Raw genomic sequence first — 22,009 nt, 5'->3', positions numbered from 1 at the left:
GCTTTTTTTCGCCTGTGATTTGTCTCAGGCGCTGGCGGTTTGAGCGAGGCAAGCGACTTGCCCTGGGGCTGCGACATGGCCAATTACCAGGATGGCCGGGCTTTTCAAGGCAAATGCTTGCGCATCTGCGTACATGCGTGACAGCTCACTGCGGCATTCCCGTTGCTGGGGCAGCGATGCGTTTTCGATCATCGCCACCGGCATATCCGCCGCCATTCCGCCGTCCAGCAATTGCTGGCGAATCTCCTCCAGCTTCGCCACCCCCATGTACACCACCAACGTCGTCCCGCCCTCGGCCAGTGCTCGCCAATTCAAACGGCTGTCGTCCTGGGTATGCGCCGTAACCAGGGTCACGCCACGACTCACCCCGCGCAGTGTCAGCGGAACCGCGCAATTTGTCGCACCCGCCAGCCCGGCCGTAATCCCGTTGACCAACTCTACCTCGACGCCGCGTTCACGCAGCCACATGGCTTCCTCACCGCCGCGCCCGAAAATGCACGGGTCACCGCCCTTGAGCCGCACCACGCATTTGCCCTGGCGTGCATAGCGCAGCATCAGGCGGTGGATAAAGTCCTGCGGGGTCGAGCGACAGCCACCGCGTTTACCCACGGTGATCACCCGCGCTCCGACGCAGTGTTCCAGGACTGCCTGGTTGACCAGGTCATCGATCAGCACCACATCGGCCTCACGCAAGGCGCGTACAGCCTTGAGGGTCAACAGCTCCGGGTCACCGGGGCCTGCGCCCACCAGCCAGACTTTTGCGTTCATAAGTTATTCCTCGTCCAGGGATGACGTCAGCGGTGAAAGAGTGCGTACAACAGCACCAGGTTGATCAACAACGAAAGCAGCGCCAGAGTGCGCCAGACCTTCAAGGGTTCACGCTCCAGCAAGGGCCTGGGGCGGATGCTCAGTTCCTGTCGGTCCGCCTGTTCGAGCACTCGCAACCATTCTTCGGCAGTTTCGTAACGATGCGCCGGTTGGGCCGCCACTGCCCGTTCCAGGCTCAGGGGCAGCCAATCCGGCAGATCGGGGCGGTAGCGACTGGCGCTGACGGGCTGGTTGAACCGGGGCCGTTGGAAGGCTTCGATTTCACCGTAGGGGTAGTGCCCGGTCAGCAGGTAATAGAGGCTGACACCGACACTGTATAAATCCTGCTGGGCCGTAGGCCGGTCGCCATTGAACGCCTCGGGCGCGATAAAGCTTGGCGTGCCCGGCAGCGCATGAGCGCGGTCTTCCGACAGGCCTGGGCAGTACGCCAGGCCGAAATCCAGCACACGCAGTTCGCCATCATCCCCCAGCAGCAGGTTTTCCGGCTTGATGTCGCGGTGCAGGATCTGTCGCCGGTGCAACATGCCCACCGCCCGCAGCAAGCGCTCGGCGATCGACTGCCATTGCGCCAGGGGCAATGGTCCGTGCTGCTGGAACAGTTCGGCCAGGGTCTGGCCGGGGTATTCCCGCATCACGTAGTACAGATGCTGGCGCCCGCTGGCGGCATGGACTTCAGGAAACGCCCGGCCGGCGACTCGCCGTAGAAACCATTCTTCCGCGAGCAAGGCCTGGCCGGCATCGCCGTCATCATCGCGGCTCAGCGGCAGGGTTTTCAGCAGCCAGGGTTGCCGCTGGGCATCCTGCACTTGGTACAGCAATGACTGTCGGCTTTGCGCCAATACGCTTTGCACCTGCCAGCCTTCAAAGTGTTGCCCGGCTTTCAATAGTGGTGGCAGCGGCCATTGTTGCAACTGCACGAGGGCATCGCCGAGGGTGGCCGCGCCAAGGGCGTCGATACGGACGAGCAAGGCACTGGCATTGTCCTGGCTGCCCGCCAGGTGTGCGGCGTTCACCAGGGTGTTGACCGCCAGCTCCAGGTCGGTTTGCTCGCGCAGAATCGAACGGATGCTGTGATCACCCAGGGTTGCCCACACACCGTCACTGAGCAGGAGGAAACATTCGCCTTCGCGCAACTGGCCGTCGAGAAAATCCACCACCAGGTGTTGATCCAGGCCGAGGGCACGCTTGAGTACATGCTGCATGCCCGGCTGCTCCCACACGTGATCCTCACTGATGCGTTGCAGTTCCCCATCCAGCCAGCGATACGCCCGGCAATCGCCGACATGCGCCAGGGTGAAGCGCTGGCCGCGAAACACCAGGGCACTCAGGGTGGTCAGCAACGGCTGGCCACCGCCATTGGCCTGCAGCCAGCGATTCTGGGCCAGAAGCAAACGCTCCAGAGCCTGGGCCACGCTCCAGGTCTGCGGCGTGGCGTAGTAATCCAGGGCCAGCGCCTGCAAGGTCGAGCGGGCGGCCAGGCCGCCGTCGGCGCACTGGCTCACTCCATCGGCGATGGCGCACAAGTAGCCTTTGCTCGCCGCCAGTTCGGCCACGGGGGTCACCACCCGCAGTGCGTCCTGGTTTTCCGTCCGAGGGCCGATGGCACTGGCCTGGGCGATGCTCAGTTGCAGGCTCATCAGACCCGCGCAGCCGTCACGGCGGCCGAGCCCCAGGTGGTTCTCCAGCGACGTTTCACGCCATGCAGGCCGAACCAGGCCAATACGCCCAGGCTGGCGAACAGCCACAGCGCCATCTGATAGCTGCCGGTGCTTTGCTTGATCGCCCCCATACCCGCCGCCAGGGCAAAACCGCCAATGCCGCCGGCCATGCCGATCAGGCCGGTCATCACGCCGATCTCGCGGCGGAAGCGCTGCGGCACCAGTTGGAACACCGCGCCGTTACCGGCGCCCAGGCCAAGCATGGTGCAGACGAACAGGGCCAGCGCCGCATAAGAGCTTGGCAGGTTGAAACCCACCGCCGCGATGCAGATCGCCGCCACGCTGTACATGCCCAGCAACGTACGAATCCCGCCGAAACGGTCCGCCAGCGCGCCGCCCAGTGGGCGCATCAGGCTGCCGCCGAACACGCAGGCCGCGGTGTAGTAGCCGGCGGTCACCGGGCTCAGGCCGTACTGATCGTTGAAGTAACCGGGCAGGGCGCTCGCCAGGCCGATAAAGCCGCCGAAGGTCACGCTGTAGAAAAACATGAACCACCAGCTGTCACGGTCGCCCAGGGCCTTGAAGTAGTCGGCCATGGATTTGGCTTTTGGCCGTTCAGGGGCATTGCGCGCCAGCCAGGCAAACACGATCAGCGTCAGTACCAGCGGAATCAAAGCGAAGCCGAACACATTGCTCCAGCCAAAGGCGGCCGCCAACACAGGCGCCAGCAACGCGGCGAACACCGTGCCGGAGTTGCCCGCACCCGCGATCCCCATGGCTTTGCCTTGGTGTTCCGCCGGATACCACTGGGAGGCCAGTGGCAACGCAACAGCAAAGGATGCACCGGCCATGCCCAGGAACAGCCCCAGCAGCAGCGCTTGTTCGTAACTGTGGATGCCCAGCTTCCAGGCGCCGAACAGGGCACAGATCACAATCACTTGGCCAATCAGCCCGGCGGTCTTGGGCGACAGCTTGTCCGCCAGCATGCCCATCAGGAAACGCAGCACCGCACCCGCCAGGATCGGTGTAGCCACCACCAGGCCGCGTTGTTGGGTGGTCAGGTGCAGGTCGGCGGCAATCTGCACCGCCAGTGGCCCCAGCAGGTACCAGACCATGAAGCTCAGGTCGAAATACAGGAACGCGGCAAACAGGGTCGGGGTGTGCCCGGATTTCCAGAAGCTTGATTTCATCACGCACCTCAACGGTTGGGAGTCTTGTAAGAAGGCCAAAACGAAAAAACGCCGCCACCGGGTTTGCGAAGGCAAACCGGGTGTGCGACGTCTTTGTCGGGGAGGGGCAACCGCCGTTGGCTACCTGTGCGCAATACTTAGCAAGAGCTGAGCCAGATCAGCCGAGCAGCTCGCTCATGGCGATAATCTGCTCCGCCACCTGGATCAGCTTTTGCTGGCGGCTCATGGCCTGGCGGCGCATCAGGGTGTAGGCCTCTTCTTCGTTGCAGGCCTTCATTTTCATCAGCATGCCCTTGGCCAGCTCGATGCGCTTGCGCTCGGCCAATTGCTGGTCGCGCGCCTGGAGCTGGGCGCGCAAGGCCTGGTCGCTTTCGAAGCGCGCCATGGCCACATCGAGGATCGGCTGCAGGCGCTGGGCCTGGATGCCTTCGACGATGTAGGCGCTGACGCCGGACTTGATCGCCTGGCGCATCACGTTCGGGTCGTGTTCGTCGGTAAACATCACGATGGGCCGGGGTTGGTCGCGGCTGACCAATACCACCTGCTCCATCACATCACGGCCCGGTGACTCGGTATCGATCAGGATCACGTCCGGGCGCACCGTTTCGACGCGTGCGGGCAGGTCGATGGTCAGGCCGGACTCATCGATCACCTCAAAACCGGCCTCGATCAGCGCCGTCCTGAGGCGGCCGACCTTGCGCGGGGTGTCGTTGATCAACAGGATTCGCAGCATGGGTGTTCTCCTGTCAGCGCAAGGCCTGGCGGTTGGAATCTTCGGCCAGGGCATGCAGGCGGAAGCTGCGGGCGTATTCGGTTGGGTTGGAACCGTCCCAGACTTTGCCGTCGATCAGCTGGCTGCTGCGCATGTCCTGGGCTTTCACCGGGATCCCCAGCGCACCTGCCGCCTTGCGATACAGCGCCAGTTGCTGCACCTGGCGGGCAACGCTCAGGTAGTCGGGGTCCTCACGCAACAGGCCCCAACGCCGGAACTGGGTCATGAACCACATGCCGTCGGACAGGTAGGGCAAGTTCACCTCACCACCGGCGAAAAAGCGCAGGGCGTGGGGATCCTGCCACTGATTGCCCAGGCCATCGTCATAGGCTCCCAGCAGGCGCGGTTCGATGCAATCGAGCGGCGCGTCGAGGTACTCGCGGCCACTGAGCAGTTGCGCGGTGGAGCGGCGGTTTTCGGTACTTTCTTCGATAAACCGACCGGCCTCCAGAATCGCCATCACTAACACGCGCGCAGTGTTGGGGTACTGGTCGACGAACGCCTGGGTGCAGCCGAGGACTTTTTCCGGGTGATCCGGCCAGATCGCCTGGCTGGTCGCCAGGGTAAACCCTTGGTTCTGCTTGACCGCGCTGGCGCACCAGGGCTCACCGACACAAAACCCGTCGATGCGTCCGGCTTGCAGGTGCGCAACCATTTGCGGCGGCGGGACCACCACGCTGTCCACATCCTGCAAAGGGTGAATGCCTTGGCTCGCCAGCCAGTAATACAGCCACATGGCGTGAGTACCTGTGGGAAAGGTCTGTGCGAAGGTCAGTTTTGTTCGGCTTTGGTGCACGTGGCGGTCCAGTGCCTCAGGAGTGACCACCCCTTGTTGCTGCAAACCGTGGGACAGGTTGATGCTCTGGCCGTTCTGGTTGAGCCCCATCAGCACGGCCATGTCGGTGGGGGCGACACCGCCGATGCCCAGGTGCACGGCATAGATCAGCCCGTACAGGCTGTGGGCGGCGTCCAGTTCGCCGCTGACCAGTTTGTCGCGCAGGTTGGCCCAGGACGATTGGCGCTTGAGGTTCAGGGTCAGGCCGTAGGGTTGAGCGAAGCCCTGGGTGGCCGCTACGACCATCGAGGCGCAGTCGCTCAGGGCCATGAAACCCAGGTCAAGGCTGCTCTTTTCCGGGGCATCACTGCCGTTGACCCAGGCCAGCGGGTCGTTCATCGGGCTGTTGCCGACCGAATCGTTCATCAACACCTACCTTTTCTTTCAAAAAAAAGCGTCGTTCCCTCAGATGGCGATGTAAGCCAATGCGGGTAACGACGCCTTTGTCCGTAGCGCGCTCCGCCGTTGGCGCGTGCTCTGATGCAGAGTTCATAGCAAGGCACATGCCACGGGCGGTGGGGCCCGACTGACCGTCAACTTTCCATCAAGATTGAAACCGGGCGGGCTTTCAGTATTGCCGCTCTCTCAACGCCAGACTGCCCAGGAACCCTCACGGTGCGCGCCGAATCCCTTTTAACGATGCCCCGCCTCCGGTTTCACCGTTGGTTGTGGTTTGCCGGGCTGTGGCTGGGAAGTGCACTGGCTTGGGCCGAGCTTCACCAGGTTCGGGATGAAAGCCTGTATACCGTGTTCACTGCGCTGTCGGCGCCGCTGGGGGTGCCCATCGTTGTCAGTCAGGCGGTGGCGCGCAAACGTCTCAGCACTGCGCTGGATTTCGATGCGCCGCAACAGGCGCTGGAAGCGCTTGCGCTCGAACAGGGGTTGATCTGGTACGGCGACGGGCAAGCGCTGCATATCTACGACGCCGACGAGGCAAAGAGCTCTGCGGTGACCTTGCGGCATATTACCGTCGACAAGTTGCGTGGCCTCATGCGCCGCTCGGGCCTTGATGAGTCACGCTACCCGCTGCGCGAAAGTGGGGCGCGCACCTTCTATGTGTCCGGCCCACCGAATTACGTCGACAAGGTGATGCGCCTGGCCCAATTGATGGACCGGCAAATAGCCGACTTGCGTGTGGGCGCGCAGGCCTTTGGTGTGATTCAAGTGCTCAACGCCGATGTGGCGGACCGTCAGTACGGCACACGTGACAACCCGATAAACGTGCCGGGGATGGCGTCGATGATCAAGACCCTGCTGGCCAGCGAGCACAAGGGGTTGCTGTCCGACAAGAGCCTTGGTGTGATCGCCTACCCGGACAGCAACAGCCTGCTGATCAAGGGCAAGCCGGCCCAGGTGAGTTTCATCCAGAAACTGGTGGCGGAACTCGACATACCCAAGCGACCGATCGAAGTGTCGCTGTGGCTGGTGGATGTGGAGCGCACTGAACTGGAGAAGCTGGGCCTGGGCAGGGACGAAGACGCCAAGACGTCGACCACGCGAATCCTTGAGCCTCAGGATGACAACCGCGTAATGGCCAGGATCGGTGCATTGGAGCGCCGTCGACGGGCGAAGGTGGTGACACTGCCCGTGATTCTCACTCAGGAGAACGTCCCGGCGGTGTTTCAGGATAGCCATACCTTTTATCTACCGCCCCCGGGAAACGACCGAACTGACTGGAAACCTGTGCGCTATGGCACTCAGGTCAGCGTATTGCCGCGTTTTTCCGAAGCTAACCAGATCGAAATGCGCCTCGAGATTGAGGAGGCGCGCCAGATGAGTGAGAAGGGTCGGCGTGAAAAAAACACGGCGGTGGGGCAGGTGGGGGTCAACAGTGTGGTGCGTGTGCCCCAGGGCAGGCGTCTGTGGCTGGGCGCGTTTCAACGGGAGGCAGAAGGGCGGGCGGCTGCTCGCCCGGATCAAGTGCGCCTGTTTGTGATTCAGGCCAGGGCCGTGGGCAGCGAGGCGCTGGGGCCGGGTGGGGGGGCTGGCCCGCCGCCTTTGACAGCAACGCAATACGAGCGCGTTCAACGTGCGTTTGTACGGCCTGAGCGTGATGTCTCACCGTGAACAAGGTGTTAACCGATGCATCTGGAAATTCTTCTTCAGGAACAACTGATCAGCCGCCAGCGCCTGGCAGCGTTTGCGCCCGGGAAGGTGTTGCCGTTGATGCCGGAGATAATCCATTGCGTGGAGGTTCGGGTTAACGGGCAATTACTGGCCTTGGGTGAGTTGGTGCAGCTGGAAGACCGGTTGGGGGTTGAGCTGCACGAGGTTTACCACGCGTGGCTACCTGATGCTGATGGGTAGCGAAACGTCTTACAGCGTGGTTCCAAAAAACGCGGGATGTCTGCGCTTTGTCCTAGCGTGAGCCCTGAGGCAGGTTTTTATAGTCGTGACAGGGGCACTTGAACCCGTAATGCAAATGAGGACTTCAATGTCAGTAGTCGGATGCCGAGGTAATCATGGCTGTCATGGATGATGGAGGGGCGACGACTTCCCTGGTTTTTGCGCGTTGGACCCTGCACGACGATGGTCGCCTGACCGGTGAGGACGTGGATGTTCAGTTGCCGCCCAAGGAAGGGCTGGTGCTGCGATTGTTGCTGATGTCCGGTGGCGTGTTGATGACCAAGGATCGCTTGCTGGAGCTGGCTTGGCCGCAAGGGGAAGTCGCCGAAGAGTCGCTGACACGCTGCATTTATTCACTGCGCAAGTACCTTGGCACCGAAAAGGGGTTTATCAAGACGATTTATGGTCGAGGGTACCGGTTCATCTGCCCGGTGAAGGTCGAGGGCCATGCGTCGGACCGTATGGCGCATGTATGCTCGGCATGCGGCCAGACCCGCCATGGAGCGGTAACCCGTGGTTAGGTTCTGGAGCAAGGGCTTGGTGTTGGGGGTGATGATGACCGGCAATCAGGCGCTGGCCTATTGTTGGGAGGAGGCGGCCAGCCGCTACGACATCGAGCCCGAATTGCTGCAGGCGATCGCTGCGGTGGAGTCGGGCTTTCGTGCGCAGGTGATAAACGATAAGAACCGTAATGGCACTCGGGACATCGGCCTGATGCAGATCAACAGCAGCCATTTGCCGCGCCTGCTCGAGCGAGGTATTACCGAGGAGCGGTTGCTTAATGAGCCTTGCCTGTCGGTGGAGGTAGGGGCTTCGATCCTGGCCGAGTTCATCCAGCGATTTGGATACAACTGGACGGCGGTAGGCTCCTACAACGCAGGCCCGGGTTCCGGGCCTGCGCGTCAGGCGTTGCGCATGCAGTATGCCCAGAAAGTCTGGGGGTATTACGAGCAGTTGGTAGCGCACCGCTACTGACGATTGAGGTTCACGCCTCGCGCGCTACCCGTGACCCCGGCTATAATCGCGCCACCTTTCGCCGCCATCCGAGTCTAGCCCGCCCATGTATACCCTGGCCCGCCAGCTGTTGTTCAAACTCTCCCCGGAAACCTCCCACGATCTGTCCCTGGACCTGATCGGTGCCGGTGGCCGCCTGGGGCTCAATGGCCTGGTATGCAAGGCACCGGCAAAAATGCCGGTCTCGGTGATGGGGCTCAACTTTCCCAACCCGGTCGGCCTGGCGGCTGGCCTGGATAAGAACGGTGCGGCCATCGATGGGTTTGCACAGCTGGGTTTCGGTTTCGTTGAAATCGGTACCGTGACCCCGCGCCCGCAGCCGGGTAACCCCAAGCCACGTATCTTCCGCCTGCCGGAAGCCGAGGCGATCATCAATCGCATGGGCTTCAACAACCTGGGCGTTGATCACTTGCTGTCGCGGGTTCAGGCCGCCAAATACAAGGGCATCCTGGGCATCAATATCGGCAAGAACTTCGATACGCCGGTCGAGCGCGCCGTGGACGACTACCTGATCTGCCTGGACAAGGTCTACGCCCACGCCAGTTACGTCACGGTGAACGTCAGTTCGCCCAACACCCCGGGCCTGCGCAGCCTGCAGTTTGGTGATTCCCTCAAGCAACTGCTCGAAGCCTTGCGCCAGCGCCAGGAAGGCCTGGCCGTGCGTCATGGCAAGCGCGTGCCGCTGGCGATCAAGATCGCGCCGGATATGAGCGACGAAGAAACCGTGCTGGTGGCCCAGGCCCTGGTGGACTCGGGTATGGACGCAGTCATCGCGACCAACACCACCCTCAGCCGCGTAGGCGTCGAAGGCCTGGCCCATGGCGACGAAGCGGGTGGCCTGTCGGGCGCGCCGGTGCGTGACAAAAGCACCCATATCGTCAGGGTGCTGGCTGCGGAGTTGGCCGGGCGCTTGCCGATCATCGCGGTCGGCGGTATCACCGAAGGCAAGCATGCGGCCGAGAAGATTGCCGCGGGCGCAAGCCTGGTGCAGTTGTATTCCGGCTTCATCTACAAAGGCCCGGCGCTGATTCGCCAGTCGGTAGATGCCATCGCAGCATTGCCAAAAGCCTGAAAGCCAGCCATTAAAAAGGGCCCCTGAAAAGGAGCCCCCTGGGCCGAAGCCCGCCGCCCGGATGGGGCGTGCATGGTAAGTCGTTACAAATCCAAAGGTGGTGTCGGAATTAATTGCCCTTGATTAGCCGACGGCGTGAAGTTCGTTGAGTCTGTGGATTCCCGCAGTGCCAGTCATACCGTCCCAGTTGTCGCCGCGTCCTTCTCGCCAGCCGTTGATCCAGGCTTGGCGTACCGACGGTAGAGTAAATGGGCAAAGCTCACGGGATTTGCCATGAACGCCATATTGATATCCGCGTAAAAATGCTCTTTCCAACGGATCACGCTTAAGTCTTCTCATAGGGTGTTTCCCTCACTTGTTGACTGTCTTGATATCCTTCGGCCTCGTCCGAGGCCGGGCAGAGTTTTTCTGCCGTTGGTGGGCTCGCTGCCGGCGTGGCGAGCCGATGTGTCGGCGTCGTTACGGCGCCAACCTGTGTTGAGTTCTAACCAATAGGTCACATGGATTCAATGATCGTTTTGTCATAAGCACGTAACGATAACGATGCTATAGCCATAAGCTGGGATGGTTTTACGCCCCTTTTATTGGGCAAAGCCAGCTATGATGCACCCTGTGTAGAGGATGGGTTTAATCCTTTAGTGAGAATGTCCGCCCGTTGCAGTCAGTTATTATTCGACGAAGGGTCGGAATATTTCTTTTTGTTACAGCCAATTGTTTATCTGCCCCGTCACTAAAGGCCCGAAGGCCCGGCAGCCGGGGTGGGACGGCACATTCGTGCCACGCGAGCACTCTTCAAGAAAAGTGCTTGATTGAAAACCGAACCGGCGATGCGTCGCCCGTTCATTTATTGCTGAAAAGCCTGGAATGCCCCATGTCGGACCGTTTTGAACTCTTCCTCACCTGCCCCAAGGGCCTCGAAGGCCTGCTGATCGAGGAAGCCGTCGGGCTTGGCCTTGAGGACGCCCGCGAGCACACCTCGGCCGTTCGCGGCATGGCCGACATGGAAACCGCCTACCGCCTGTGCCTCTGGTCGCGCCTGGCCAACCGCGTGCTGCTGGTGCTCAAGCGCTTCCCGATGAAGGACGCCGAAGACCTCTACCACGGCGTGCTGGATATCGAATGGGCCGACCACATGGTGCCGGATGGCACCCTGGCGGTTGAATTCAGCGGCCACGGTTCGGGCATCGACAACACCCACTTCGGCGCGTTGAAGGTCAAGGATGCGATTGTCGACAAGCTGCGCACCCCGACCGGCGAGCGCCCGTCCATCGACAAGATCAACCCGGACCTGCGCATTCATCTGCGCCTGGACCGTGGCGAAGCCATCCTGTCCCTCGACCTGTCCGGCCACAGCCTGCACCAGCGCGGTTATCGCCTGCAGCAGGGTGCGGCACCGCTGAAGGAGAACCTGGCGGCCGCGATCCTGATCCGTGCCGGTTGGCCGCGTATCGCCGCTGAAGGCGGCGCGCTGAGCGACCCGATGTGCGGCGTGGGCACCTTCCTGGTGGAAGGCGCAATGATCGCTGCTGACATGGCCCCCAACCTGAACCGCGAGCTGTGGGGTTTCACTACCTGGCTCGGTCACGTCCCGGCGCTGTGGAAGAAGCTGCATGCCGAGGCCGCTGAACGCGCCGCCATCGGCATGAACAAGCCGCCGCTGTGGATCCGTGGCTACGAAGCCGATCCGCGGCTGATCCAACCTGCGCGCAACAACATCGAGCGTGCCGGCCTGAGCCACTGGATCAAGGTGTACCAGGGCGAAGTCGGCACCTTCGAGCCGCGCCCTGACCAGAACCAGAAAGGCCTGGTCATCTGCAACCCGCCGTACGGCGAGCGCCTGGGTGACGAAGCCAGCCTGTTGTACCTCTACCAGAACCTCGGTGAGCGTCTGCGCCAGGCGTGCATGGGCTGGGAAGCCGCGGTGTTCACCGGCGCGCCGGACCTGGGCAAGCGCATGGGCATCCGTAGCCACAAGCAGTATTCGTTCTGGAACGGCGCTTTGCCGTGCAAGTTGCTGCTGATCAAGGTCAACCCGGATCAGTTTGTCACCGGCGAGCGTCGCACCCCGGAACAGCGCCAGGCCGAGCGTGAGCAAGCTGCCTACGACCAGGCCCCGGCCGAGCCGCAAGAACGCCAGTACAACAAGAACGGTAACCCGATCAAACCCGCTCCGGCCCCGGTGGTCGAGCAGGCGCGCCTGAGCGAAGGCGGGCAAATGTTTGCCAACCGCCTGCAAAAGAACCTCAAGCTGCTGGGCAAGTGGGCCAAACGCGAAGGTGTGGATTGCTACCGCGTGTACGATGCCGACATGCCGGAATACTCCATGGCCATCGACCTGTATCACGATTGGGTCCATGTGCAGGAATACGCCGCGCCGAAGTCCATCGACCCGGAAAAAGCTTCCGCGCGCATGTTCGATGCACTGGCCGCGATTCCCCAGGCGCTGAACATCGACAAGAGCCGCGTGGTGGTCAAGCGCCGCGAGCGTCAAAGCGGCACCAAGCAGTACGAGCGCCAGAGCGCCCAAGGCAAGTTCACCGAGGTCAGCGAAGGCGGCGTGAAGCTGCTGGTCAACCTCACCGACTACCTGGACACCGGCCTGTTCCTCGACCACCGCCCGATGCGTCTGCGGATCCAGAAAGAGGCGGCCGGCAAGCGTTTCCTCAACCTGTATTGCTACACCGCTACTGCCAGTGTGCACGCGGCCAAGGGCGGCGCGCGCAGCACCACCAGTGTCGACCTGTCCAAGACCTACCTGGACTGGGCACGCCGCAATTTCTCCCTCAACGGTTTCTCCGACAAGAACCGCCTGGAGCAGGGTGACGTGATGGCCTGGCTGGAGGCGAGCCGCGATGAGTTCGACCTGATCTTCATCGACCCGCCGACCTTCTCCAACTCCAAGCGCATGGAAGGTATCTTCGACGTGCAGCGCGACCACGTGCAGTTGCTTGACCTCGCCATGGCGCGCCTGGCGCCGGGCGGCGTGCTGTACTTTTCGAACAACTTCCGCAAGTTCGCACTGGAAGACAACCTCAGCGAACGCTATGCGGTCGAGGAAATCAGCGACAAGACCATCGATCCCGACTTTGCACGCAATGCGAAGATCCACCGGGCATGGAAAATCACCGCGCGCTGATCGCTGCTGTTAAAAGAGCCGCAAGCCTGGATTATTCCGGGTTTGCGGCTTTTTTACGCTGGTCAAACTCAAGGTCGGTGGCTATAACTTAAGGCCAAGCCAAGTGACACCCCCCGCACGCTGGCGTTGTGAGTGTTACCTATGCCGTTGCAAGCCGTTCGCCCGAAAATCCTAGGCTTTATCAGTGAACAGGCGTCGGCTTGGCTGGTGGCATTGGTGGTGTTGCTGGCCGGGTTTGCCTTGACGGCTGTTGTTGCCTGGGCCGCCGCCGACCTCTATCAGCAGCAAGTGCGCCAACGCTTTCAGATGCTGGTCAACGAGCGCTACACCCGCCTGCAGGAACGCTTCGACGATCAGGAGCAACGCCTGAACAGCCTGCGGCGTTTCTTCGTCAATTCCGATGACGTGTCGCGAGAAGAATTCGATGGGTTTGCCCAGCCCTTGCTGTTGCGTGCTCGTGCTTACTCCTGGGCGCCCCGGGTGTATCGCGAACAGCGCAGTCAGTTTGAGCAAACAGTGTCCGAACAGCGCGGCACCCCTTTTGTTATCCGTGAGTTGAATTCACTGGGTGAGTTGGCCCCTGCGCCCCAGCGCGATGAATACGTGCCGGTCTTGTACAGCCAGACCCAAAGCCTGCTGGGCGCCCCCCTCGGTTTTGACTTGCTGGCCCAGCCCCTGCGGCGTTCAGCCCTTGAACGTGCGCAAAAGACCGGCAAGCTGGCGGTGTCCCAGCCCATGCAACTGGTGGGCGTGGAACCGGCCTATGCCACCGGGGTTCTACTGGTCGCGCCGGTGAGTCATTTGCCCACCTCCGACCAATCCCAGAATGAGCCCTACGGCTATGTCATGGCGGTGATCAGCATGCGCCAGTTGGTGGCCGACGGTTTGCCCAAGCCGGATCGCGACAACCTGGTGATGCAGATCATCGACACCTCCGACGTGCAACAGCGCGTACTGTTCGAGTCCGGCAATGCCGTGGCCGGCGGCGATCTTGTCGGGGCGCGCCGCCTTACGCTGGGCGACCATGTGTATGCCCTGAAACTGCGCCCGAGCCAGGTGTTTGACCAGGCCAACCACTCTTCGTTGAGCACGATCCTGACCATGGGCGGCCTGCTCAGCCTGTTGCTCAGCGCGTTGCTCTATGTGCTGGTCAGCCAACGCCAGCGCGCGTTGAAACTGGTGGAGCAGCGCACGGCGCAGTTGCGCCAGCGCGAGCAGGAATTACGCGGCGCCCATGGCCAATTGCGCAGTGTGCTGAATGCCGCGACGCAGGTCGCGATCATTGCCACCGACCTGCGCGGTGTCATCAATACTTTCAATGCCGGTGCCGAGCAGATGCTGGGGTTCAAGGCCGAGCAGGTGGTGGGCACGCACACCCTGGAAAGCCTGCACCTGGCGTCGGAACTCGAAGCGCGCTCCGCCAGCCTCAGTGTGGCCCTGGGCAAACGCATCCCGGCAAGCCAGGCGATGCTGGTGGAAAGCCCCGACAACCTGCACGAAGCCCGCGAGTGGACACTGGTGCGTGAGGATGGCAGTCAACTGACGGTGAATATGTTGGCCACCGTGTTGCTGGACGACCATGGTTTGTGGATCGGTCACCTGGCGATTTACCTCGACATCACCGAGCAAAAGCGCGCCTACGAGGCATTGGCAGTCCGGGATCGGCTGCTCAAGAAGCTCAGCGCCCATGTGCCCGGCGGCATCTTCCAGTTCACGTTGGAACCCCACGACAACTGGAAATTTATCTACGCCAGCGATGGCATGCGCGACATCTATGAAATCGAGCCCAGTGTCTTGCAGCAGGATGCCAGGCAGGTCTTCGAGCGCATCCACCCGCTGGATGCGGAGCGGGTGCGCGCATCGATCCGCTTGTCGGCGTTGCAGTTGAGCCATTGGCGTGAGGAGTATCGGGTGCTGTTGCCGCAACGCGGCCTGCGCTGGATTCGTGGCGAAGCCACTCCGGAAGAGTTACCTGCAGGCGGCACGTTGTGGCACGGCTACGTGTCGGACATTTCCGATCTGAAACGGGTGGAAGAAGAGCTGCGTGCGCTCTCCATCACCGACTCCCTGACCGGGATCCATAACCGCCGCTATTTCCAGGATCGCCTCAAGGCCGAGATGGTCAGGCTCAACCGCACCTCGGGGGCCTTGTCGGTGATCATGCTGGACATCGATCACTTCAAGCGCATCAACGACCAGCATGGGCACGCCGTCGGCGATGGGGTATTGCAGGAGTTGTGCAAACGCATCAGCCAGCGCCTGCGCCGTACTGATGTGTTTTGCCGCCTGGGCGGCGAGGAATTCATGGTGCTGTGCCCGCACACCGATGGTGCTCAGGCCTACAGCCTGGCGATGGAGTTGTGGGCGTCGCTGCGCAGTGCGCCGATGGAACCGGTAGGCATCGTCACCGCCAGCTTCGGCGTGGCCAGTTGGCGGGTGGATGAAGGTATCGACGGGCTGCTGCTGCGCGCCGACTCGGCCGTGTATGTGGCCAAGCAGGCGGGCAGGGACAGGGTGGAGGCTGAGAGACTGCGCGCCTGAGACCGCCGCAGGCCAATGTGGGGCTGCGTTACCTCTTAAAGGACGGGCGCAGCCGCCACCGTCTTCGGCTGGCGGTACAAATCCAGCAGCACCTGGTCCAGCACCGACGAAGCGCCCCATGGCTTCGGATCGTTGAGGATCGCCACCACGGCCCAGGTATTGCCGTTGTTATCACGGCTGAACCCGGCGATGGCTCTCACGGTGTTCAGGGTGCCGGTCTTGACGTGGGCTTCGCCGCGCATAGCGGTGGTCTTCAGGCGTTTGCGCATGGTGCCGTCGGTGCCGGCGATGGGCATCGAGCTGATGTATTCCGCCGCGTAAGGGCTTTTCCACGCGGCTTGCAGCATGGCCGCCATCTCGCGGGCGCTGACCCGTTCGGCACGGGACAGGCCGGAGCCGTTCTCCATCACCAGGTGCGGTGCGGTGATGCCTTTCTTCGCCAGCCATTGGCGCACCACGCGTTGTGCCGCCTTGGCATCGTCACCATCGGCGTCGTTGCGGAACTGCGCACCCAGGCTCAGGAACAACTGCTGGGCCATGGTGTTGTTACTGTATTTGTTGATGTCGCGGATGATTTCCGCCAGGTCCGGCGAGAACGCCCGGGCCAGTACCTTGGCATCCTTGGGCACAGGGGCCTGGATGTCACGGCCCTGGATGGTGCCGCCCAGTTCCTTCCAGATCGCCCGGACAGCGCCGGCGGTATAGGTGGCGTGGTCCAGCAGCGACAGATAGGTCTGCGAGCTGCAGCCGTCGGCCAATTGGCCGCTGACTGTTACCGTCACGCTGCCGTCGGCGGCGGTGACCGGGTTATAGCGTACGTCGCCGGTGCACTGTTTGGCGTTGGACACCTTGACCTGGTTGTCGATGCGGATGCTCGCAATCGGCGGTTCGACCGATACCAGTACCCGGCCCGAATCATTGCGGGTCACAAAGCGCAGGGCCTTGAGGTTGACCAGCAGCGCGTCCGGCTTGACCAGGAACGGTTTGTTCTCGTCGTTGCCATCGTCATTGAATTCGGGCAACAGCGGCTGGTTGAAGAAACTGCGGTCCAGCACCAGGTCGCCAGTGACTTGCTGTACGCCGTTGGCGCGCAGGTCGCGCATCAGCAGCCAGAGTTTTTCCATGTTCAGCTTGGGATCGCCGCCGCCCTTGAGGTACAGGTTGCCGTGCAACACGCCACCGCTGAGGGTGCCATCGGTGTAGAACTCGGTTTTCCACTGGTGGTTGGGGCCGAGCATTTCCAGGGCCGCGTAAGTGGTGACCAGCTTCATGGTGGAGGCCGGGTTCACTGAGACGTCGGCGTTGAACACAGTGGGCGTGCCCGGGCCGTTCAGGGGGATCATCACCAACGACAGCGCAGTGTTTTGCAGTTTGGCTTTGGCCAGCGCCTGTTGAACATTGGGCGGCAGGGTGTTGTTGACGGGGGCAGCGGAGACGGAAAAGGCCAGTGGCAGAATAAAACCGGCAAACAAGACGGAACGCAACGATTTGATCATAAGAAGTAAAACCCTACTGCTGAGGAGGGTGAAAAAGGCGAGGGGTAAATAAGAAAAATCCCTCAATGGTCATGAAAGTGTCGGCATTATGCCCCAAGGTTAAGCCACTTGTAGCTGAACCATAGCGGGTATTCGGCGTTTTTTTCACAGGCGTTGTGCCGCCTGTCCCAGAGAATCGGGCAATCGCCGCCTTAAACTGCTAAAGTGCCGCCCGTTATTACTTATGAGGATTGTTCCAATGGCGACTAACCGTTCCCAGCGTCTGCGCAAAAAACTGTGCGTTGATGAATTTCAAGAGCTGGGTTTCGAACTGAACCTGGACTTCAACGAAGGCCTGAGTGAAGAAGCTATCGACGCTTTCCTCGAAGCATTCATCAAAGAAGCCATGGAAGCCAACGGCCTGGGCTACGTCGGCGGCGATGACTACGGTCTGGTTTGCCTGCAGAAGCGCGGCTCGGTCTCCGAAGAGCAGCGTGCTGCCGTTGAAGCCTGGCTGAAAACCCGTTCCGAGCTGACCAAGGCTGAAGTCAGCCCGCTGCTGGACGTGTGGTATCCGGAAAAGCCGATCAACGCGGCTAAGTGATACTGAAAAAAACGGCGACCTGAAGGTCGCCGTTTTTTTATGCCTTACGCCAGTTCAGGATCAACAGCGTCAACACCCCCGCCACAATCCCCCAGAACGCCGAGCCGATGGAAAACAGCGTCAAGCCAGACGCCGTGACCATAAAGGTGATCAGCGCCGCTTCACGTTCCTTCGGCTCATTCATGGCGATGCTCAGGCCATTGATGATCGAGCCAAACAGCGCCAGCGCCGCGATCGACAGCACCAGTTCCTTGGGCAAGGCTGCGAACAGCGCCGCCAAGGTCGCGCCGAACACCCCGGCAATCCCGTAGAACCCCCCGCACCACACGGCTGCGGTATAGCGCTTGTTGCGGTCTTCATGGGCATGGGGCCCGGTGCAGATCGCTGCGCTGATGGCGGCCAGGTTGATGCCGTGGGAGCCGAACGGCGACAGTACCAGGGACGCCAGCCCGGTGGCGGTGATCAGCGGCGAGGCCGGCACGTTGTAGCCGTCGGCCCGCAGCACGGCGATGCCGGGCATGTTCTGCGAGGTCATCGCCACCACGAACAGCGGGATGCCGATGCTGATGGTCGCCGCCAGCGAGAAGTGCGGCGTAGTCCATACCGGCGTCGCCACTTCCAGGTGAAAACCGCTGAAATCCAGCAGCCCCATCAACCCCGACAGCGCGGTGCCGATCAGCAGCGCGGCCAGCACCGCATAACGCGGCGACAGGCGCTTGATCACCAGGTAGGTGAAGAACATTCCCAGCACCAGCCCGGTGCGATGCTGCGCGGCGACGAAGATCTCGCTGCCGATCTTGAACAGGATGCCCGCCAGCAGGGCCGCCGCCAATGACGCCGGGATACGCTTGACCAGTTTTTCAAAGCTGCCGGTCAAGCCGCAGATCGTCACCAGCACCGCGCAGGTGATGTACGCGCCGATGGCTTCACCGTAGCTCACACCGCCCAGGCTGGTAATCAGCAGCGCGGCACCTGGCGTCGACCAGGCAATGGTGATGGGGGTGCGATAGCGCAGGGACAGGCCGATGCTGCACACCGCCATGCCGATGGAGATCGCCCAGATCCATGAGGAAATCTGCGCCGTGGTCAAACCGGCGGCTTGCCCGGCCTGGAACATCAGGACCAGGGAGCTGGTGTAGCCGGTCATCATGGCGATGAAGCCGGCGACGACGGCCGAGGGTGAAGTGTCGGCCAGCGGGCGCAGAGGCGCTTGGGCGGCATCGGTCATGAACAGGTGTTCCTTTTACCAGGGAAGTTGCGGATTCAAGCCTAAACTCAAACGCAGCGACTCATTGCAATACAGCCGGCGCTGCAAACAGCCGTACAGTGTGTTGGCGCAGTGGGTTGTGTACAATGTGCCCTGTTTTTAGGTGATACTTGCCAGCGACACGCTGTTGCCGTATTACCGTTAATTCGCCGCCGTTCTCCAAACCCGAGTGCCCATGAACGAACAGTTGCAACCTCTCAAGAAACAACCGCGTGCCGGCAAGGCCGGTCGCAGCGGAACCCAGGACGATATTGTCTACGCGCATATCTTCGAGGCGATCCTCGAACAACGCCTGGCACCCGGTACCAAGTTGAGCGAAGAGGCACTGGGCGAAATCTTCGGCGTCAGCCGCACCATCATTCGCCGCGCGTTGTCGCGCCTGGCCCATGAAGGCGTGGTGCTGCTGCGGCCCAATCGCGGTGCGGTAGTGGCCAGCCCAAGCGTCGAGGAGGCACGCCAGGTGTTCCTGGCGCGGCGTCTGGTGGAGCGGGCGATCACTGAATTGGCGGTGCAACACGCTACGGCCGAGCAACTGACCGAACTGCGCCAGATGGTCAACGACGAACGCGACAGCTTTTCCCGTGGTGACCGCGGTGCCGGTATCCGCCTCTCCGGCGAGTTCCACCTCAAGCTGGCCGAAGCGGCGAAGAACGCGCCGCTGATCAGCTTCCAGCGCAGCCTGGTGTCCCAGACCTCATTGATCATCGCCCAGTACGAAAGCGGCAACCGCTCGCACTGTTCCTACGATGAACACACCCAGTTGATCGATGCGATCGAAGCGCGGGATGCGGCGTTGGCAGTGAATTTGATGATGCATCACATGGATCACATCGACAGCAAGCTCAACCTCGATGAAGAGAGCGCGTCGGATGATCTGCATGCGGTGTTTTCGCATTTGTTGCAGACCAAGAAGCCGGGTCGTTCCTCAATAAAGCTGTAAATACGACCAACAATGTGGGAGGGGGCTTGCCCCCGATAGCGGTGCATCAGTCAATTAATCCAGAGACTGACACTCTGCTATCGGGGGCAAGCCCCCTCCCACATTTGTTTTGGGGTGTTTATGGAATTAGCGCTGGTGTACCAATTGCCCGGCTGCATACGTCTGCAACACCGTCCGGTCATCCCCTAGTGTCATCAACACAAACAACGTCTCGGCAATGTTCTTCGCCTGCTTCAGGCGATAGCTCAGCAGTGGCGTGGCGTTATAGTCCAACACTAGGAAGTCCGCATCGGTACCCGGTTGCAGTGTGCCGATCTTGTCTTCCAGCCGCAGCGCCCGCGCACCGCCCAGGGTCGCCAGGTACAGCGACTTGAACGGGCTCAAGCGTGCGCCCTGCAACTGCATGACTTTGTAGGCTTCGTTCAGGGTTTGCAGCAGGGAGAAACTGGTGCCGCCCCCCACATCGGTGCCCAGGCCCACATTCAATTTGTGCTTTTCGGCCATCGGCAGGTTGAACAAACCGCTGCCCAGGAAGAAATTCGAGGTCGGGCAAAATGCGACCGCCGAACCCGTCTGCGCCAACCGTGCACACTCGTCATCACACAAATGCACGCCATGGGCAAACACCGAGCGCTCGCCCAGCAACTTGTAGTGGTCGTAGACATCCAGATAGCCACTGCGCTCCGGGAACAGCTCCTTCACCCACTCGACTTCCTGCTTGTTCTCGCTGATGTGGGTCTGCATGTACAGGTCCGGGTATTCCCCCAGCAGTTGCCCCGCCAGGGCCAGTTGCTCCGGCGTGCTGGTCGGCGCAAAGCGTGGCGTGACCGCATAGTGCAGGCGGCCCTTGCCGTGCCAGCGCTCGATCAGCGCCTTGCTTTCCTGGTAGCCGGATTCGGCGGTGTCGGTCAGGTAGTCCGGCGCGTTGCGGTCCATCATCACCTTGCCGGCGATCATGCGCAGGTCGAGTTTCTCAGCTGCTTCAAAGAACGAATTCACTGACTGAGGGTGCACACTGCCGAACACCAGCGCGGTGGTGGTGCCGTTGCGCAGCAGTTCCTTGATGAAGATATCCGCGACTTCTTCGGCGTGAGCCTTGTCGGCGAACTGGCTTTCGCACGGGAAGGTGTAGGTGTTGAGCCAATCCAGCAACTGCTCGCCATAGGCGCCGACCATGCCGGTCTGCGGCAGGTGGATGTGGGTGTCGATCAGGCCCGGGGTGATCAACGCGTCCTGGTAATGGGTGATGTCGATGTCGGCGGGCAGCGTCGTCAGCAAATCGGCAGCATGGCCGATGGCGCTGATTTGACCGTTTTCGATCACCAGCAGGCCGTCTTCGAAATACGCGTAGGACGCTTCGATGCCCACTTCAGCGGGGTCGGCGAGGCTGTGCAGCAGGGCGGCACGGTAGGCTTTGCGAGTCAAAGGCATGGTGATCTCATTTCAAATGGCTTGGCTGCGACGTGAAGCCGGCAGCAGTTTGGCAATGGGTTCGGCGCTGGCGGTGTGCTGGCCGAAATTGGCGTTGTAGGTGGCGATGATTTCGCCGGCGATGGAGATGGCGATTTCCACCGGTAACTTGCCCTTCACCTCGGTGAGGCCCATGGGGCAGCGCATGCGTTGCAACTGCGCGGCGTCGAAGCCGCGATCGCGCAGGCGGTGTTCGAACTTGACGCGCTTGGTCTTCGAACCGATCAGGCCGAAGTAGGCGAAGTCATTGCGCTTGAGCAGGGCGGCGGTCAGTTCCAGGTCCAGCGCATGATTGTGGGTCATGACGATGCAGTAACTGCCCGCCGGCAGGTCGGCAATTTCGTCGACCGGCTCTTCGCTGACGATTTTACGCACGCCCTGGGGGATATGTGCTGGAAACTCCTGATCACGGGAATCGATCCAGCGCACCCGACACGGCAGGCTGGCCAGCAACGGCACCAGCGCACGGCCGACATGGCCGGCGCCAAACACCGCAATCTGCGCCTGCACTTGGCCCATGGGCTCGAACAGCAATACGGTCACGCCACCGCAGCACTGGCCCAGGCTTGCGCCCAGGCTGAAGCGCTCCAGATGGGTGTTTTGTTGGCCACGCACGAGCATGTCGCGGGCGATCTGCATCGCCTTGTATTCCAGGTGCCCGCCGCCGATGGTGTCGAAGGTCTGCGCGTCGCTGATGACCATCTTCGAACCGGCGTTGCGCGGCGTGGAGCCGAGCTCTTCGATGATGGTCACCAGCACGCAGGGTTCACCCCGGTTCTGCAGGTCGGCGAGGGCGCTGATCCAGTTGTTCATAGTCACCTCTTGTGGTGTCTGTCAGGCCGCTATCGGGGGCAAGCCCCC

The 22,009-nt window shown here is 61.6% G+C and carries 19 protein-coding genes; 9 read left to right on the top strand and 10 right to left on the bottom strand.

Annotated elements, in window-relative coordinates; translation table 11 throughout:
* Positions 1-24: 24 nt before the first annotated feature.
* The 5 genes from cobA to ACZ445_RS22655 form a co-directional block, all read right to left on the bottom strand.
* On the bottom strand, positions 25-768 hold the full coding sequence (gene cobA, locus ACZ445_RS22675) for a uroporphyrinogen-III C-methyltransferase (RefSeq protein ID WP_058427374.1): 744 nt from the start codon (positions 766-768) through the stop codon (positions 25-27).
* 26 nt (positions 769-794) lie between these two features.
* Positions 795-2,465, bottom strand: coding sequence for a bifunctional protein-serine/threonine kinase/phosphatase (locus ACZ445_RS22670; protein ID WP_179029396.1), 1,671 nt, complete (start codon positions 2,463-2,465; stop codon positions 795-797).
* Complete coding sequence (locus tag ACZ445_RS22665; RefSeq protein WP_179029395.1) at positions 2,465-3,676, bottom strand: nitrate/nitrite transporter; 1,212 nt, start codon at positions 3,674-3,676, stop codon at positions 2,465-2,467. Before ACZ445_RS22665 ends, ACZ445_RS22670 begins: the two co-directional genes overlap by 1 nt.
* 157 nt (positions 3,677-3,833) lie before the next feature.
* The gene (locus tag ACZ445_RS22660) at positions 3,834-4,409 is read right to left on the bottom strand and encodes an ANTAR domain-containing response regulator (RefSeq protein ID WP_032887604.1); all 576 of its coding nucleotides are present in this window, start codon (positions 4,407-4,409) and stop codon (positions 3,834-3,836) included.
* Positions 4,410-4,422: 13 nt separating this feature from the next.
* Positions 4,423-5,649, bottom strand: coding sequence for a CmpA/NrtA family ABC transporter substrate-binding protein (locus ACZ445_RS22655; RefSeq protein WP_240164028.1), 1,227 nt, complete (start codon positions 5,647-5,649; stop codon positions 4,423-4,425).
* Between the two features lie 273 nt (positions 5,650-5,922).
* Between ACZ445_RS22655 and sctC the strand changes: the two genes are divergently transcribed.
* The 5 genes from sctC (at position 5,923) to ACZ445_RS22630 (ending at position 9,715) form a co-directional block, all read left to right on the top strand.
* A complete protein-coding gene (gene sctC / locus ACZ445_RS22650; protein ID WP_179040624.1) occupies positions 5,923-7,350 on the top strand; it encodes a type III secretion system outer membrane ring subunit SctC in 1,428 nt (475 codons plus the stop codon).
* 15 nt (positions 7,351-7,365) lie between these two features.
* Entirely contained in the window at positions 7,366-7,590 is a 225-nt protein-coding gene (locus ACZ445_RS22645; protein WP_058427369.1) for a FliM/FliN family flagellar motor switch protein, read from the top strand.
* Between the two features lie 155 nt (positions 7,591-7,745).
* Entirely contained in the window at positions 7,746-8,150 is a 405-nt protein-coding gene (locus tag ACZ445_RS22640) for a winged helix-turn-helix domain-containing protein (protein ID WP_058427368.1), read from the top strand.
* Positions 8,143-8,604 carry a transglycosylase SLT domain-containing protein gene (locus ACZ445_RS22635; RefSeq protein ID WP_058427367.1) on the top strand — a complete coding sequence of 154 codons (462 nt, stop codon included), beginning with the start codon at positions 8,143-8,145 and terminating at the stop codon, positions 8,602-8,604. The genes ACZ445_RS22640 and ACZ445_RS22635 overlap by 8 nt, the downstream gene beginning before the upstream one ends.
* 85 nt (positions 8,605-8,689) lie before the next feature.
* Positions 8,690-9,715 (top strand): quinone-dependent dihydroorotate dehydrogenase, encoded by a 1,026-nt coding sequence (locus tag ACZ445_RS22630; RefSeq protein ID WP_464704327.1) that lies wholly within the window; start codon positions 8,690-8,692, stop codon positions 9,713-9,715.
* A 123-nt stretch (positions 9,716-9,838) separates the two neighbouring features.
* On the opposite strand, the gene rmf is transcribed toward ACZ445_RS22630, so the two are convergent.
* Positions 9,839-10,054 carry a ribosome modulation factor gene (gene rmf, locus ACZ445_RS22625; RefSeq protein WP_002553055.1) on the bottom strand — a complete coding sequence of 72 codons (216 nt, stop codon included), beginning with the start codon at positions 10,052-10,054 and terminating at the stop codon, positions 9,839-9,841.
* A gap of 532 nt (positions 10,055-10,586) precedes the next feature.
* Here rmf and rlmKL point away from each other — a divergent pair.
* Together rlmKL and ACZ445_RS22615 are read left to right on the top strand one after the other, a co-directional pair.
* Positions 10,587-12,851 (top strand): bifunctional 23S rRNA (guanine(2069)-N(7))-methyltransferase RlmK/23S rRNA (guanine(2445)-N(2))-methyltransferase RlmL, encoded by a 2,265-nt coding sequence (gene rlmKL / locus ACZ445_RS22620; RefSeq protein ID WP_058427365.1) that lies wholly within the window; start codon positions 10,587-10,589, stop codon positions 12,849-12,851.
* 141 nt (positions 12,852-12,992) lie between these two features.
* A complete protein-coding gene (locus tag ACZ445_RS22615) occupies positions 12,993-15,392 on the top strand; it encodes a sensor domain-containing diguanylate cyclase (RefSeq protein ID WP_058427364.1) in 2,400 nt (799 codons plus the stop codon).
* 35 nt (positions 15,393-15,427) lie between these two features.
* Here ACZ445_RS22615 and dacB read toward each other — a convergent pair whose 3' ends face one another.
* Entirely contained in the window at positions 15,428-16,888 is a 1,461-nt protein-coding gene (dacB, locus tag ACZ445_RS22610; protein ID WP_058427363.1) for a D-alanyl-D-alanine carboxypeptidase/D-alanyl-D-alanine endopeptidase, read from the bottom strand.
* A gap of 238 nt (positions 16,889-17,126) precedes the next feature.
* Between dacB and ACZ445_RS22605 the strand changes: the two genes are divergently transcribed.
* Positions 17,127-17,471 (top strand): YggL family protein, encoded by a 345-nt coding sequence (locus ACZ445_RS22605; RefSeq protein WP_003193255.1) that lies wholly within the window; start codon positions 17,127-17,129, stop codon positions 17,469-17,471.
* 37 nt (positions 17,472-17,508) lie between these two features.
* On the opposite strand, the gene ACZ445_RS22600 is transcribed toward ACZ445_RS22605, so the two are convergent.
* Positions 17,509-18,699, bottom strand: coding sequence for a benzoate/H(+) symporter BenE family transporter (locus tag ACZ445_RS22600; protein ID WP_464707603.1), 1,191 nt, complete (start codon positions 18,697-18,699; stop codon positions 17,509-17,511).
* A gap of 214 nt (positions 18,700-18,913) precedes the next feature.
* On the opposite strand from ACZ445_RS22600, the gene ACZ445_RS22595 reads away from it, so the two are divergent.
* Positions 18,914-19,678: a GntR family transcriptional regulator gene (locus ACZ445_RS22595; protein ID WP_058427361.1), complete on the top strand. Its 765-nt coding sequence runs from the start codon at positions 18,914-18,916 to the stop codon at positions 19,676-19,678.
* A 126-nt stretch (positions 19,679-19,804) separates the two neighbouring features.
* On the opposite strand, the gene guaD is transcribed toward ACZ445_RS22595, so the two are convergent.
* Positions 19,805-21,109 (bottom strand): guanine deaminase, encoded by a 1,305-nt coding sequence (gene guaD / locus ACZ445_RS22590; RefSeq protein WP_464707601.1) that lies wholly within the window; start codon positions 21,107-21,109, stop codon positions 19,805-19,807.
* A gap of 12 nt (positions 21,110-21,121) precedes the next feature.
* Positions 21,122-21,961 (bottom strand): xanthine dehydrogenase accessory protein XdhC, encoded by an 840-nt coding sequence (gene xdhC / locus ACZ445_RS22585; protein ID WP_464707600.1) that lies wholly within the window; start codon positions 21,959-21,961, stop codon positions 21,122-21,124.
* Positions 21,962-22,009: the final 48 nt, after the last annotated feature.

Source organism: Pseudomonas allii, from assembly GCF_055380095.1.
The sequence above is the reverse complement of the archived record's forward strand: the minus strand, read 5'-3'. Positions and strand labels throughout refer to the sequence as shown.